This is a genomic window from uncultured Thermus sp. (assembly GCF_938010445.1).
Classification (GTDB): Bacteria; Deinococcota; Deinococci; order Deinococcales; family Thermaceae; genus Thermus; species Thermus altitudinis.
Genome location: NZ_CALLUR010000123.1, coordinates 1 through 14808, shown reverse-complemented (window position 1 = coordinate 14808; position 14808 = coordinate 1). Strand labels below are relative to the sequence as shown.

Sequence of the window (14808 nt, the reverse complement as noted above, 5' to 3'; positions counted from 1 at the left end):
GGCCACCTGCCTCCGGGCTTTTTAGCCGAAGGCCACGAGGTCACGGTCTTCGGCCGCTGCCCAGAGTGCACCTAGTCCCAGGCGGGGTAGGCTTCCTTGGGCTTAGTCCAGCGCACCTCCTCTAAGGCCCCGTCAAAGCGCAGGATGGCGGCCAAACGGGCCCGGGAGTAGACCCGGTAGGGTTCCTTGGGGATGAAGGCGGTCACGATGTCCACGTGCCGGGGCGTGGCGTACTCCAGCACCACATGCAGGGGAAGCTTCAGGCGCGGGGGAAAGACCATGTAGCCCAAGACCAGCATCCGCTGCTCCTCGGGGTAGATGGCCAACTCCCGGCCCCATTCCAAGGCCCTGAGCACATCCAGCTCGGTGAAGCCCTCCTGTAGCATGTGCTTGGCCACGTGGGGCCCAAGGCGGTAGCGGCCTTCCCGGAGGTGGGGCAGAAGGTCTTCCAGGCGGCGGAACTTTCTCACGGAAACCCACCCCCTCTACCCTCCTAGTCTAGGAGCCCCAGGGAAGGAGAGTGTGGCCTTAGCGGTAAGGGCCCAGGGCCCCGGGGTCCCGCACCGCCAGGAAGGCCCCGTAGACCTGGCTTGCCCCTGCCCGCAAAAGGGCCTCCTTGGCCCTAAGGAAGGTGGCCCCGCTGGTTAAGACGTCGTCCAGCAAAAGCCAGTTTCCCTTCACGGAAAGGGACGGGGCGAAGAGGTCCTGGGGCAAGCGCCCTCGAGCCCGGCCCCGGGTGGGCTGGCTTGGGGCGTAACGGGTGCGCCTCAGAACCCTCCGGTACGGCACGCCAAGCCGCCTGGCCACCTCCCGGGCCACCAGTTCCGGAGGGTTATACCCCCTCAGGAGGAGGCGGGGGAAGAGGGTGGGCACCGCGGTGATCCCCTCCAGCTCCCAACCCTGGGCCCGGATCCCCTCCGCCAGGGGCTTGGCCAGAAGGGCAGCCAGGGCGAACCGCCTCCGGTACTTCAAGGCCCGCACCACCCCTCCCACGCGGCTATAGAGGCCTAGGTAGACCACGCCTGGCCCAGCGAAAGCCCGTAGGCCCTGGCGGCAACCTTGACAAAGGAGGGGCGCATCCAACCTGCCCCCGCATCCCGGGCAGGCGTGCCCCAAAAGGGCCTCAAGCCAACCCCAAGGCACGGCGCAAGGCCTCGTCAAAGGGAGGGTAGAGCACGCCCTTTTCCGTGACGATCCCCGTGAGGTAGCGGTGGGGCGTGAGGTCAAAGGCCGGGTGGTAGGCGGGGAAACCCTCGGGGGCAAGGCGCACCCCCTTTAGCTCCAGGAGCTCCTCGGCCGGGCGCTCCTCAATGGGGATGCCCTCCCCGGTTTCCAGGCTGGGGTCCACGGAAGAGAGGGGCAAAGCGGCGTAGAAGGGAATCCCGTGGTGGTGGGCCAGGACCGCCAGGGCGTAGGTGCCGATCTTGTTGGCGAAGTCCCCATTCAAGGCCATGCGGTCCACCCCCACCATGACCGCATCCACCCGGCCCCTTGCCATGAGGAAGCCCGCCATGTTGTCCGCAATGAGGGTGGCCGGCACCCGAGCCTTTTGCAGCTCATAGGCGGTGAGCCTAGCCCCTTGCAGGTAGGGCCGGGTCTCGTCCACCCAGACGTGGGACACCCGCCCTTGGCGAAAGGCCTCCACGATGGCCCCCAAGGCGGTGCCGTACCCCCCGGTGGCCAGGGGGCCGGTGTTGCAGTGGGTGAGGACCTGGCCCCGCAGGACCCTGGCCCCATGCTGGCTGATGGCCTTTTCCGTCTCCGCCACCTCGTGCCAGATGGCCTGGGCTTCCTGCAGGCTTCCCTTCAGGTCGCCCCAATGAGGGCGCATCCGGTCCAGGGCGTGGAAGAGGTTCACCGCCGTGGGCCGGCTCTGCCGCAAAAGCCGGTCCGCCTCCTCCAGGTCCTCGCCCCTTAGGTGGGCCAGCACCATGCCAAAGCCAGCGGCCACCCCGATGGCCGGAGCCCCCCGCACCACCATGGCCCGTATGGCCTGGGCCATCTCCTTGGCGGTGCGCACGGGAACCCAGACCTCCTCCAGGGGCAGCCTCCTCTGGTCCAGAAGCCAGAAGACCCCTTCCTTTTCCTCAAAGCGAAAGGGCAGGATCCTTTCCACCCTTAAAGCCTAACGCAGCCTCAGCACCCTGTCGTCCTTGGGGCGCACCTGGCCCCGCCCGTCCCGGTTGGAAGTGGTGACCCAAAGGGCCCCGTCCGGCCCCACCTGCACCTCCCTTAGGCGTCCGTACCCGCTCAAGGCGGTATCCACCCGCACCACCCGCCAACCTCCCCTCTCCCCCTCCAGGGAAAGCCGCAAAAGGGCCTGGCCCCTCAGCCCGGCCACAAACAACTCCCCCCTCCAGAAGGCCAGGTTCCCGGGGGGAAAGCCCTCGGGCCAGAGGTAAAGGGGGTCGCGGTAACGGGGGTCGTTCCCCTGGCCCACCACCCGGGGCCAGCCGTAGTTCCCCCCAGGGACGATGACGTTCACCTCATCGTGGCCAAAGCCTTGCTCCCCACTGGGCCCATGCTCGCTGGCAAAAAGCTCCCCCGTGCCCGGGTGCCAGGCCAGGCCCTGGGGATTGCGGTGGCCGTAGCTGTAGACTTCGGGCCGGGCTCCCTGCCGGTTCCAAAAGGGATTCCCCGGTGCGGGCCTGCCCTCTGGGGTAATCCTCAGGATCTTGCCCCCCAAGGAGGAGAGGTCCTGGGCCAGCTCCCGCTCATACACCTCCCCCGTGGTCACATAGAGCATCCCGTCGGGGCCGAAGGCGATCCTCCCTCCGGAGTGCAGGCCGTGGGCCCGGGCGGGAATGCCGTCCAGGACCACCCTTTCCAGCACCCCCTTTTCCCCTTGGTGCCTTAGCCGCACCACCTGGTTCCTGAGGCCCCCTTCCTCCACCGTGCGGTAGGCGTAGAGATAGGGCTCCAGGGGAAAACGGGGATGAAGGGCTAGGCCCAAAAGCCCCGACTCCCCCCGGTGGTAAACGGGAAGCTCCGCATACAGCCTAGCCCTTCCCTCCCGCACCCATTGGATCCGCCCGGGGCGTTCAGAGACCAGGAAGCTACCGTCCGGCAAAAAGGCCAAGGCCCAGGGCACCTCCAGGCCCCCCACCACCTCCTCCACCCGAAGCCCCTGCCCCCGAACCAGGGAAAGCCCCAGAAGGCCCACCAGCACCCGCCTGCGGGAAACCATACCTAACCCCCTTGCGGGTGAGCCTAGCACACGCACCCGGGACCCGAGGGTGTCCCCCCGCACACCCCGGGCCTAGGCCTTGGGGTCCAGGATCACCTTCACCGCCTGGCCCGAGGCCAAAAGGCCGAAGGCCTCCCGGTACCGGCTCATGGGCAGGCGGTGGGTGATGAGGGGTGTAAGGTCCACCCGGCCCGAGTAGACCAAGGCCGTGCCCTGCATCCAGGTCTGCCAAAGCCTTCTTCCGGCAATGCCGTAGGCGGTGATCCCCCGCATCACCAGCTCCCCCGCCAGGTCAAAACGGATGGGATCGGAGGGAATCCCCAGGATCCTGGCCTCCCCCCCGGGGATCAGGGCCTTTAGCCCCTGGTGGATGGCGGTCTCGTTTCCGGAAAACTCCAAAAGCACCTCCACCCCGCTTCCCGTCACCTCCCGCACCACGGAAAGCAAATCCTCCTCCAAGGGATGGACGAGCCGGTCGGCATAAGGCCTGGCAAAGGAGAGGCGGTAGGGATTGGGGTCCGAGACCAGGATGGGCCCCGCTCCGCTGGCCCGGGCCACCATGGCCGCCATGAGGCCGATGGGCCCCGCCCCGGTGATGAGGACGCTTTTGCCGGACACCCCGCTTCCCGCATACACCGTGTGCACCGCATTCCCAAAGGGCTCCAGAATGGCCCCCACCTCAAAGGGCAGATCCCTCGGGTTGACCCAGGCATTCTCCGCCGGCACCACCACGTACTCGGCAAAGCCCCCGTCCCGGTCCACTCCCAGGATTTCGGTATGCAAACACACGTGGTAGTTGCCGGTGCGACAGGCGGGGCAGGCATGGCAGACGATGTGGCTCTCCAGGCTCACGTGGTCCCCCACCTGGGGCCTCTTAACCCCAGGGCCTGTGGCCTCCACCACCCCGCTGAACTCGTGGCCGGTGATAAGGGGGGGCTTAATCCGCCCCCTGGCCCAATGGTCCCACCGCCAGATGTGGAGGTCGGTGCCGCAGATGCTGGCGGCCTCCACCCGCACCAGGATCTCCCCCGGGCCCGGCTCGGGCCGGGGGCGTTCCACCAGGGTGAGGCCCTCTTCGGGGGCCAGCTTGGCTAGAGCGCGCATACCGGGGCCATGCTACCACCGGTAAAGGGCCCCCACGCTGAAACGGGTGGCGTCGGCGGCCTCGAGGCTAAAGGTCAACCCCAGGGTGGGGGTCAGGTCGTACCCCAGGGCAAAGGTGAAGCGGGAAAGCCTGCCATCCCCGGGCAGGAAGGTGGAGGCCAAGGAGAAGGTCAGCCCATCCCGCCGGTACTGGGCGCTTAGGGTCTGCTCTCCCCTTAGGTCCACCTCGTAGCCCAAGAAGAGCTCCGGGCTCAGGTACTTACCCACGGAAAATCGCACATCCCCTAGATCCCCGCCCTGCAGGATGGGCACCTGCAGCTGGAAACGGTCCAATCCCAGAGCCTTGGCCAGCTCCCGTTCCAGCTGACCCAGAACCAGGTTCTCCAAGGCGGCTCCCAGGGCCGCCTGGGGCAGGGTTTCCGCCAGGCGGTTCACATCGGGGGTGCCCAGGGTGAGAAGGGCGTAGATCTCCGGCTCGCTGAGGGGGGGGTCGGAGGTGAAGCGGGGCTCGAGGCGCACCTTTACCCGGCCGTTTTCCCGCAGGAACTCCCCGCTGGCCGTTAGCACCACCTTGTAGCCCCGGGTCTCCGCCAGGGCCTTCAGCCCAAACTCGGGCAGGAGGCCCCGATCCGGCCGGAAGCGCAAGGCGCTTTCCCCTGGATCCAAAGCGAAGAGGGAATCCCATAGCCGAAAGCTTCCCCAAAGGCTTCGCACCTCCCCCGCCAAGAAGGGGTCCCCGTAGCTACCCCCCAAGAAGACCTCCCCCTTGAGCTCCCCTTGGGCCAGGCTTTCCTGCACCAGGATGCCCCGTTCTGCATAAACCCGCACCCCATCAAACACCAAGGGCACAGGTGTGGGCTTCCCCGTGGGGGCCTGCAAGGCCACCCCCTCGCGGGAAAGCTGCCGGGTCTGGGCCTCCGGCAGGGCCAGGCGGGCCCTTAGGACCTCGGCGTTTCCCGTGAGGTGGTAGGTGCCCTTCTCCTCGTAGAGGAAGAAGCCCTTCACGTCCAAAAGCCCTTCCTGCAGGTAGTACTGGGGGTAGTAGAGGGGAAGCCGGCCAAAACCGGCCAGGCGCAAGGGGAAAAGGGTCCCTTGGGCCTGGGCCTCCCCCAGCTGGATCTCCACCCCGTAGCCCGGGTAGCGGAAGGCCACCTCCGCCGGGGTTTCCTCCTTAAGCCCTGGGAGGGAAACCGCTCCCTTGGCGCTCACGCGGAAGTCCTCCAAGCGCCCCTCGAGGCCCAGCCTGGCCCTTCCCGGGAAGGGGGCGGAAAGGGTAAGCTCCCCTTCCGCTTTGGCCCCGCCGTTTAGGGAAAGAAGCCCTTGGGGCAAGTACCCGGCCACCGGCCCCAACCGGAAACGGAAATCCCTGAACTCCGCCTGGAAGCCATCCCCCCTGAGGCGAAGCAGCAGGCTCCCCGAGCCCTCAGGCCGGTAGGGTTTCAGGGCCGGGACCACTTGGAGCACGGGGGTAAAGACCGTGTCCCTAAGGCTCAGATAAAGGTCGCTTCCCTCCGGGCTCCAGTACCCCCCACCCTCCCAGCTTCCCCGGCCCGAAAGGCTAAGCCGGTCCACATGGACCCGCCCGCCCTCCAACCGCAGGACCGCCTGGCCCCTAAGCTCATCCCCCGCCCCCACAAAGCGCAGGGCCTCCCCCACCAGGACCCCCTCGCCCCTTAGGGGATCCGAGAGGGGAAGGCGCAGGCGCACCGCTCCCGTCCAGTAGGCCTCCCCCTCCAAGGGGCCCGCCACCGCCATGAGGAGGAGGTGGAGGGGGAAACCCCTAGGGGAAGCGGTAAGGTCCAGCCGCTCCCCCTTGAGGTCCACCCGGAAGGCGCTTTCCCCAAGCCGTCCCTCCCCCCTAACCCCTCCCCGCGCCAGGAGGCCCAGGAAGCGAAGGGGCAGGCGGGTGCCGGACACCCCTGCCTCCCCTTCCAACTGGGCCTGGGCTTCCAGGCCTTGTATGGCCAGCTTGCCCGAAACCCAGCCTTTCAAGTAAGGGGCATAACGGCCGGCAAAGTCTTCCAGATTGGCCCGCTCCAGGTGCACCTCCCCAGCCAGGGGAAAGAGCATGCCCTTGGCGGTGATGCGGCCCACCCCTCCCTCCAGCACCCCTTCCACCCTGTACCCCTCGCCAAAGATCCGGCCGCGGAAGCGGCTTTCCAAGGGAGGAAGGGGCAGGTCTACCCGAAGCTCCCCCGCCGCGGGGTAGGAAAGGGCACCCGCAAGGTAGGGGCCTTGGGCCTCGAGGCGGGCCTGGAGAAGCTTCCCCGAAAGTCTGAGGACCTGCTCCCCCGCCCGGTAGGTAAGCCGGTAGGCTCCGGAAAGGTCCACCTCTCCCTCCAGCCTCCCTGTCCCCGCCACCCACCAGGGGAAGGCGGGATGCTCCCCCATAAGCCGCACCCGCTCCCCCTCCCCCTCCAGGCGCAAGGGGAAGCCGTAAGGGCGCAAGGCCAAGGACCCCTCCACCCTCCCTCCGGCGTAGCGCAAGGCCCCTTCCCCTTCTGGGCTGGCAAGCAGCAGGGAAAGCCCCTTCAGGTCCAGGCTTCCCTCCAAGGGCAGGTCCAAGCCAGGTACCCGGTACTCCACCTTTAGGCCCTCCCCCTCCCCCCGCACGGCCAGCCCCCCGGGAAGAAGGCCCTGCAAAACCCTTCCCTCCCCTTCCGCCCGGCGGGAGGCCAGGTCCAGGCGGATACCCCCCACCTCCAATAGCGGCCAGGCCAGGCGCACCCTTTCCCCCAAGACCTCCCCTTGGGCCTCGGGAAGCCCCTTCCCGGATAGCTCCAGGCTTCCTTCCTTGAAGGCCAACCTCCCGCGCCAGGCCTCCTTCCAGGCCACCTCCCCCTCCAGGTCCCCCTGGAAGGCCAGAACAAGCCCCTCCTCCCCGTAGCGCCCCCGGGCTTGGGCCTGGCGGCCAAAGGCCTGGAGGGAAAGGTCCAGCCCCACCTCCCGCCAAGGACCCTCCACCCTGCCCGACAGGGTCAAGGGGCCAGGGGAAAACCCCTCTAGCGCCAAGGCCACCCCCTCCGGACCCAGCCTCCCCGAAACCCCCTTCCCGGAAACCTCCACCTGGAACCCGGGAAGGCCCAAAAGGGCTAGCTCCAGTTCCCCGTACCGGTACCGGCCCTTCAGCCACTCCCCGGGATAGGTCCCTTCGGCCCAGAGCTCCCCCAGGCCCTGGGGCAGGGCCCCGGCGTAGCGGTAGGCCAGGCGGAAGGGATAGAGGTCCAGCCGCCCCTCAAGGGGGAGCCCCTCCCCGAGGAGGTCCAGGCCCAGCCCCGCCCCCCGGGCCAGGACATCCCCGTAAGGGCTGGAAAGCCTGCCTTCCCCAGAAAGCGCCCCCAGGTAGCCCTCCTTCGCCCGGTAAACGTAGCCCCCAGCAAAGGCGTACGCCCCGTAGGTAAGCCTACCCCTGACCCGGACCTCCACGCCCGGACACCCGCCCAAGGGGGCAGGAAGGCAAAAAGCCCCCTCCAGCTTCCCTTGCCAGGCCCCTTCCCCCTGAAGCTGGAAGGTACCCGTTCCCAGATCCACCTGCCCCCCTAGACCACCCCCGGGCAAAGGGTAGCCCAGGGTGAGGAGGCCGGAAAGCCCCCCAGGGAGTCCGCCTGGGGTTGGGGGCTCGTAGCGAGCCTTCCCGAAAAGCCTGGGCCCCCCGAACTCCCCCAAAGCCTCCCCTTCCCGGTACTGGACCCCCACCCTTTCCCCCAGCACCTCCCCCGCAAGCTCCGCCCGCAGGGGCCATAGCCACGCCTTTCCGGAAAGCCGCCCTTCTGGGCGCTCCAGGATGACCTCAAGGGCCTCCTGCCAAGGCCCATCCGCCTGGGCCTTTAGGCGCAAGGGAAGGCCAAAGGGGGTAAGGTCCCGGTCCAGCTCCAGAAGAAGGTGCCCCTCCGCCAACCTCAGGCGGTAGCCCTCGGCCTCCCCCGCCAGGGAAAGGGTCTCCACCCGCAAGGGCCCTCCTTGGTACCCGTAGGCGAAGCGGAAGGGCATGGCCTCCCCCCCACCCCGCAGGGCCCCCTGGCCCCTCAGGGAAAGCTGGGGAAGATCCCCTTCCAGGCCCGCCTGGGCCTCCAGCCAGGCCTGCCCTAGGCCCAGCCGGTAGCGGGCCTCCCCTTTGAGGAAACTCCCCTCCAAGGTACCCTGCGCCCACAAGTCCCCAGGAAGCCCCTGGCCCTTTAGCTCCAGGCGCAAAGGCCCCTCCCCCTTCCCCCTTAGGGCCAGGCCCCGCCCCTCCGCCCAAACCTCCCCCAAGTACCCCTCAGGACCCCAGGTGAGGTCCGCCCGCAAGGCCATTCCCTGGACCTCCCCCTCCCCCTTGGCCCAAAGGTGCCAGGACCCGTCGTACCGGGCCCCCAAGGCCAAGGGCGCCTGCCAGGCGAGCTGCACCCGGGTTCCTTCGCCCTTGAGGCGCAAGGGCCCTTCCTGTTCCAAAAAGCGGAGGCTCTTAAACCTCCCCTCCCCCCAGTAGCGGGCCCCTTCCCACGCCAGGGTAAGGACCCCTTCCCCGTAAGGGGAGGCGTGGCGCAAGGTGCCCTGGCCCTCGAGGGCCCAGAGGTTTACCCGGCCCAAAAGCTCCGTCCTCCCCAGCTCTTCCTGCTGGTAACGGGCCTCCAGGACCAGATCCTCCAAGGGCCCTTTGAGGCCAAGCTCCAGGTGGCCATAGCGGAAGTCGCCCTCCGCCTCCCCTTTAAGCCCAGGCCCCAGGCGGAGCCGCCCTTCCCCCAAAATCTCCCCAAGGCCCCAAAGCCGTGCCTCCCGGGGATTCCAAGCCAGGCCCACATGGCGCTCGGTCAGGAAAAGGCGAAGCACCCCTTCCCGGTAGGCCAGCGCCAAGGGTTCCGTCCCATACCGCACCTGGGCCCAGGCCTCCCCCTCTCCCTTCAGGGAAAGCCGTCCCTGGGCCCTACCCGTGAGGGGAAGGCCAAGGACCTCCGCCAAGGGGGCCACCTCCTCCAAGGAAAACCCCACCTCCTCCCCCCTAAGCTCCGCCCTTCCCCCCTCCCAACGCAGTTCTAGGAAGGGGTTTTCCGCAAAACCCCCCTGGAAGGCAAAGGGTAGGCCGGCCCAGCTTCCCCTCCCCTCCCCCAGGACCTTAAGCCCCTCCCCCTGGAACCTCCCCTCCAGCCTCCCCTCCCGGCCCAAGGCGCTAAAGGGTAAGGAGAAGCTCCCCTTGTACCCAAGCCCCTCCCCTTCCAAGGCCACGGGGCCTTGCAAGCGGTAGCGCAGCCTCCCCTCCTCGGTCCAAACCCGGCCTTCCAGGGGCAAGGGCCCCAGGTACGGGAGGCGGGCCTCGCCAGAAAGGCCCAGGCTCAGGGCCCCCCAGGGCCCGCCTCCTTCCCCGGCTAGGCGGACCCCCACGCCCTCCTCCTCGTAGACCCCCTCCACCTTCAGGAAAAGCCCTTCCGGGGAGATCCTGGCCTCGCCCCCCACAAAAGGCCCCCAAAACCTCGCCCTCGCCGTAAGAAGCTCCTCCCCCGTGAGGAGGGCCTCCCCATAGGGGCTTTCCAGCCGCAGCCTCCCTCCCCGGGTACCCCAGGTGCCGCTGGCCCTTACGGGAAGCCCCCAAGGGGAAAGGTCAAACCCCTCCGCCTGCAGCAAGAGGCTCAACCCCTTCTCATACCCCCCTAGGACGCGCAGGCCGGGGGCTTGGCCCAAAAAGCGCAAGCCTGCCCCCTGCCCCACCAAGCTTAGGGTCAAGGCGGGTTTCCCCAAGCGGGCCTGGGCCCGGTAGGAAAGCCTTAGGAGATCGGCACTCCCGGCAACCTCCACCTTGCCCAGGTGAGGGACCTCCCCCTGCCCCCTTACCCGCAGGTCCCGCCAGGCCCCCAGGGCCTCCAGGCGGCCGTAGGGAAGGGAAAGGTCCAGACGGCCTCCCTCCAGGGTGCCCACCGCCTGGAACCCTCCTGAAAGGCCCCGGTAACTCCAGGGGAGGTCCAGACGGAAGGGGAACCCTTCGGCGAAGTCCAGCCGCCCCACGCCCTCCACCTCCAGCCCCCTTCGGTCCAGCTGGAAGGGCAAGGGGGGCACCTCGAGGCCCTCCGGCCAGGGAGGGAGAAGCCGGCCCGCAATCCGTAGCTCCGGGTAGACCTCCCCTTCCCCTTGGGCGTACCCCTTCATCTCCGCCAAGACCAGCCTCCCGCCCTTCCCCTGGAGAACCCCCGCCACCCAGGGGGTTTCCACCCGGGCCTCCCCGCGAAAACCCCCGTCCCAGGCCAGGTCTGCCCAGAGGGTTAAGGGTCCAAGCTCCGCCCTTCCCTTCAGGCTTACTCCTCTCCGGTAGCGCAGGAAAAGGTCCTGGGCCCTTAGGACCAGGCCGGGCTCGGGGTCGTAGGCCCCGGCGAAGGGAAGCTCCCCCAAGGGGGTCCTGACCCTCCCCTGGACCTCCGCCCCCAAACGGCGCAAACTTCCTTCCGCCTCCAGGTAGCGGCCCCTTAGGCTAAGCCTTCCCGAAAGCCCCCCTTCCCGGTACAGGGCGTGGCCGGAAAGCCGGAACTCATCCAAGGCCCGGATGGGTAACCCCCGGAGGCTAAGGGCCAAAGCCCCGCCCCGGTGCACCCCTTCCCCATAAGGGGTCTGGAAGCGGTAGGCCCCTCCGTCCTGCCACACCTCCAGGGGAAAGGCGGTGTAAGGGGAGTCGTAGCGCAAGCTGGCCCTAAGCCTCCCCCCAAGAAGCCTTCCCTGCCCCTCGAGGCTCCCCACCGCCAAGGGCGTGGGGGCCAGGTGGAGGGCAAGGTCGCTCCAGGTGCCCAAAAGGGTCACTGGCCCAAGCCGCCCCGATACCCGATCCCCTTCCCCCCGCACCTCCCCCGACAGGTCCAGGGCCTGGAAGAGGGCCAGGGTTACCCCGGGGCTTCGCACCGTGGCCTGCCACCGGCTTCCCTGGCTCCGGAAGGCCACCTGGGCCAAGCCATCCAAGGGCTTGGGCCAGGCCACCTGGCCCTGGGCCTCGGTGCGGTTCCCCCGGCCCCTCAGGGAAAGCCGGCTTCCAAAGCTGTCCTCGAGGCTCGCCCCATACTCCCCCCCCACCAGGCCCAAGGCCAGGCGGTAGGTGCGGTCAAAAAGCCTTCCCTCGGCCTCCGCCTGCAAGCGGAAAACCCGGTCAAAGGAAAGGGTCCCCCGGTGGCGGAAGGGCTCCCCTAAAAGCCGCCCCTCCCCCAGAAAACGCCCCTGGACCCGGATCTGGTCCCAGCCTTCCCCTTCCAGCCAAAGGGTCCCATCCCCCTCCACCGGCAAGGAGAGGCGGTAGTGCCGGGCCAGGGCGGGAAGGGTAGGCCGCCCCTCGAGGGAGAAGCGGTAGCGCTCCCCCTTAAGGTCCACCACCGCCCGGGCGGAAAGGGAGCCTTCTAGACCCCTTCCCCTTAGCTCCGCCTCCACCCGGTCCTCCCTTAGGCGGATGGGCCCCGCCACCTGGGTGAGGGTGAAGCCCACCACCTCCACCACCCCTCCTTCCACCTGGGCCTCCCCTTCCACCCCGGAGGGCCGAAGGCGGAAAACCCCCGAAACCCTCCCCCCCTTAAGCCCCCCGTAGAAAAAGGAAAGCCCCCGCACCTCGCCCCTATAGCCAACCTCCCAGGCGGATAGGTCCGGGGCTAAGGCCCTGGCCTCCCCTTGGAAGCTTCCCCCCGGAAGCCGGGCCAGGAAGGCATAGGGGTTTTCCCCGCTCAGGGTAAGGCGCAAGGGGGGCAGGAAAAGCCTCTTCCCCTGGGGAAGCTCCACCTGGACCTCCTCCAGCCGGAGCTGCCGAAAGACGGTCCTAATGGCCGGGGGCGGCCCCGGCTTCTCGGGAATCAGGGCCTCCCAGGTGGGCGTTATCCTCGCCCTCCTTAGGGCCAAGGAGAGGGGAAGCTCCTTGCGCAAAAGGCCCAGGAGGTCATAGCCCAGGCGCACCTCCTCCGCCTCCAGGGCTACCCCCTGCCCTTGGAGCCGCACCCCCTTCAGGCGTAGCCCCAGAAGGAGATGCCCCCCCACCTCCCGCACCTCCCCCCTAAGGCCCGCCAAGGCCATGCCCCGCTCCACCGCCATCCGGAGCAGGGGGGGCCAGGCCAGAAGGAGGATGAGGAGCAGGGCAAACCCCAGGAGGAGGGAAAGCCCCCACCGCATCCCCCTTAGCATAGGGAAGGGAGATGAAAACCTCGTGGCAACCCCCTTAGACCACGCCAACACGGTTCACCGAGGTGGGGGACCCGGGGGCATCCCTAGGCCGCGCCCTCCGGCAGCCACGGAGCGCCCTCCAGTGGGGGGCCAACCCCTGGCCCCGGCCAGGCCTTCCTCCCCCTCCGGGTGCGCGGACGGGATCCGGCGGGTAAACCTTGGGGGATAATGGGGGCATGCCGCGTCTGGTAGCCTTGGTGAAGGGCAGGGTACAGGGGGTGGGGTACCGGGCCTTCGCCCAGAAGAAGGCCTTGGAACTGGGCCTTTCCGGCTACGCGGAAAACCTCCCCGACGGCCGGGTGGAGGTGGTGGCGGAAGGCCCTAAGGAGGACCTCCTCGCCTTCCTCCACCACCTGAAGCAAGGCCCCCGCTTGGCCCGGGTGGAGGAGGTGGAGGTAGGGTGGGCCGAGGAAACCGGCCTTAAGGGCTTTTACGTGTACTGAGGGGCCTGGGCCCAGGCCTGGGGCCGCACGCCCACCTTCAGAAGGGCCTCGGCCAGGGCCTCTTTCAACTGCGAAAGCCCCGTGCCCTTCAGGGCGGAAACGGGAATCCCGCCCAGCCTTTCCCGCAGGTAGAAGAGGTCGTAGGGGGCTGCCCGGTCCGCCTTGGAAAGGGCCAAAACCCTAGGGGCCTCCACCCCGAGCTCCGCCAAGAGCTCCTCCACCACCCGGTACCGGCCCAAGGCCCCCTCCTCCGAGGCATCCAGGACATGGACCAGAAGGTCCGCTTCCCTTACCTCCTCGAGGGTGGCCCGGAAGGCGGTGAGCAGCTCCTTGGGCATCTGGCGGATGAAGCCCACGGTGTCGGTGAAGAGCACCTCCCCCACCCCCGGCAGGAAGCCCCTGCGGGTAAGGGGCCTAAGGGTGGCGAAGAGCTTGTCCTCCCCCGGCTCCCCGCCCCGGGCCAGGGCCTGGAGGAGGGTGGTCTTGCCGGCGTTGGTATAGCCCACCACCGCGATGAGGGGCACCCCCCGGCGCTTCCGCTGCCTCCTCGCCTCCTCCCGGCGCCGGGTGTACTCCTGGAGCTTGTGGCTCAGGTGGGTGATCCGCTCCTGGAGCCTCCTGCGGTCCACCTCCAGCTTGGTCTCCCCCGGGCCCCGGGTGCCGATCCCACCCCCCAAGCGGCTCAGCTCCTTGCCCTTCCCCACCAGGCGGGGGAGGAGGTACCTCAGCTGGGCCAGCTCCACCTGGGCCTTGGCCTCGGGGGTTTTGGCGTGCAGGGCAAAGATGTCCAGGATGAGCTGGGTGCGGTCTAGGACCTTTAGGCCCGTGACCCTTTCGATCTCCCGGGCCTGGGTGGGGGTAAGCTCCTGGCCGAAGATGAGGGTGGAAGCGTTCTCGTGGTAGGCCAGGCTTTTCAGCTCCTCCAGCTTGCCCAGGCCCACCAGGTACCGGGGGTCCAGCTCCGGGCGGAAGACCAAAACCTTCTTCACCGGCACCCCCCCCGCAGTGCGGGTGAGTTCGGCGAGTTCCCCCAGATAGGCTTCGGCCTCAGGGCCCTCCCCCCGGTCTATGCCCACCAGGATGGCCCGTTCCCCGCTCCCATCCAAAAGTTCCCTCACCCGGGCCTGGCGGGCCATCTCCTCCTCCAGGGCCTCCACCTCCTTCAGATGGTCAAACTCCAGGTACTGGAAGTAGGGCCTGGGGGGCAGGATGCGCCAGTCCTCCTCCGGGGAGCGGGGCGGGGCCAGGAAGGCCAGGTGCAAGGTGGTGGGCCTAGCGTCCTCCACCTCCAAGGCCGCCAGGCTGTCCAGCCGGTTCAGAAAGAGCACGGTAAGGTCCGGCCGGGAAAGCCCCCCCTTGGCCAGGTGGGTGTGGAGGAGGCGGAAGCCCGATAGCCTCCTCTCCCCCTTGGCCCCCTCGGGGATGGGCAGGTCCTTGGCATCCCCCACCCCCACCCGCACCACCCGCCCCTCCCGGTCCAGGAGGAGGCTGATGGGCCTCTTGATCTCCTGGGAAAGCCCAGCCAGGGCCTGGGCCAGCTCGGGAGTGAGGACCCTCTCCTTGGGGATCCGCCTGCGGTACAGGTTGGAAAGCCTCTTAAGCTCGCTCTTCTTGAGCCCTTCCGTCTTGCCGAAGATCTTCTCCAATGCACCCTCAGTATAGCAAAGAGGAAAGGCCCCGTGTCCCCCAGGCCCAAAAACCCGGTAGCCTGAGGGAGATGCGTTGGGCCTTTCCCTTCCTCCTTGTCCTCGCCGCCTCCCTTCCGCCACCGCCAGGCCCTAGGGAAGGGGGTTACGACTGGATCGCGGTCCTGGGGGCAGCCCAGTATGGGGGAAGGCCCTCCCCCATCCTGGAAAGACGCCTCGAGGCCGCCCTTCACCTATACCGGCAGGGCCTGGCCCCCAAGGTGGCGGTGGCGGGAGG

General features: G+C 68.3%; 8 protein-coding genes and 1 pseudogene. 2 read left to right on the top strand and 7 right to left on the bottom strand.

Translation table 11 applies throughout. The features are described from left to right. Positions 1-71: 71 nt before the first annotated feature. The 6 genes from Q0693_RS07000 to Q0693_RS06975 all read right to left on the bottom strand — a co-directional run bounded on the left by Q0693_RS07000 (position 72) and on the right by Q0693_RS06975 (position 12391). A complete protein-coding gene (locus tag Q0693_RS07000; RefSeq protein WP_243029329.1) occupies positions 72-470 on the bottom strand; it encodes a DUF4258 domain-containing protein in 399 nt (132 codons plus the stop codon). A gap of 58 nt (positions 471-528) precedes the next feature. Beyond that, a complete protein-coding gene (locus tag Q0693_RS06995) occupies positions 529-1143 on the bottom strand; it encodes a ComF family protein (RefSeq protein ID WP_243029328.1) in 615 nt (204 codons plus the stop codon). Then, entirely contained in the window at positions 1124-2116 is a 993-nt protein-coding gene (gene mtnA, locus Q0693_RS06990) for an S-methyl-5-thioribose-1-phosphate isomerase (protein ID WP_298630258.1), read from the bottom strand. Before mtnA ends, Q0693_RS06995 begins: the two co-directional genes overlap by 20 nt. Before the next feature lie 9 nt (positions 2117-2125). After that, positions 2126-3187 carry a PQQ-dependent sugar dehydrogenase gene (locus Q0693_RS06985; protein WP_298630256.1) on the bottom strand — a complete coding sequence of 354 codons (1062 nt, stop codon included), beginning with the start codon at positions 3185-3187 and terminating at the stop codon, positions 2126-2128. 72 nt (positions 3188-3259) lie between these two features. Then, complete coding sequence (gene tdh / locus Q0693_RS06980; protein WP_243029325.1) at positions 3260-4291, bottom strand: L-threonine 3-dehydrogenase; 1032 nt, start codon at positions 4289-4291, stop codon at positions 3260-3262. 12 nt (positions 4292-4303) lie between these two features. Next, positions 4304-12391 (bottom strand): translocation/assembly module TamB domain-containing protein, encoded by an 8088-nt coding sequence (locus Q0693_RS06975; protein WP_298630253.1) that lies wholly within the window; start codon positions 12389-12391, stop codon positions 4304-4306. Positions 12392-12618: 227 nt separating this feature from the next. On the opposite strand from Q0693_RS06975, the gene Q0693_RS06970 reads away from it, so the two are divergent. After that, entirely contained in the window at positions 12619-12885 is a 267-nt protein-coding gene (locus tag Q0693_RS06970; protein ID WP_114312626.1) for an acylphosphatase, read from the top strand. Here Q0693_RS06970 and hflX read toward each other — a convergent pair. Then, on the bottom strand, positions 12873-14531 hold the full coding sequence (gene hflX / locus Q0693_RS06965) for a GTPase HflX (protein ID WP_298630250.1): 1659 nt from the start codon (positions 14529-14531) through the stop codon (positions 12873-12875). The two genes, Q0693_RS06970 and hflX, sit on opposite strands and share 13 nt — an antisense overlap. Before the next feature lie 71 nt (positions 14532-14602). On the opposite strand from hflX, the pseudogene Q0693_RS06960 reads away from it, so the two are divergent. Further along, a pseudogene (locus tag Q0693_RS06960) lies at positions 14603-14808 on the top strand (YdcF family protein); the annotation flags it as partial.

Excerpts from the sequence above, each read along its gene's own strand:
- Q0693_RS06985 (WP_298630256.1), bottom strand. The coding sequence starts at position 3,187 with ATGGTTTCCCGCAGGCGGGTGCTGGTGGGCCTTCTGGGGCTTTCCCTG.
- tdh (WP_243029325.1), bottom strand. The coding sequence starts at position 4,291 with ATGCGCGCTCTAGCCAAGCTGGCCCCCGAAGAGGGCCTCACCCTGGTG.
- Q0693_RS06975 (WP_298630253.1), bottom strand. The coding sequence starts at position 12,391 with ATGCGGTGGGGGCTTTCCCTCCTCCTGGGGTTTGCCCTGCTCCTCATC.
- Q0693_RS06970 (WP_114312626.1), top strand. The coding sequence starts at position 12,619 with ATGCCGCGTCTGGTAGCCTTGGTGAAGGGCAGGGTACAGGGGGTGGGG.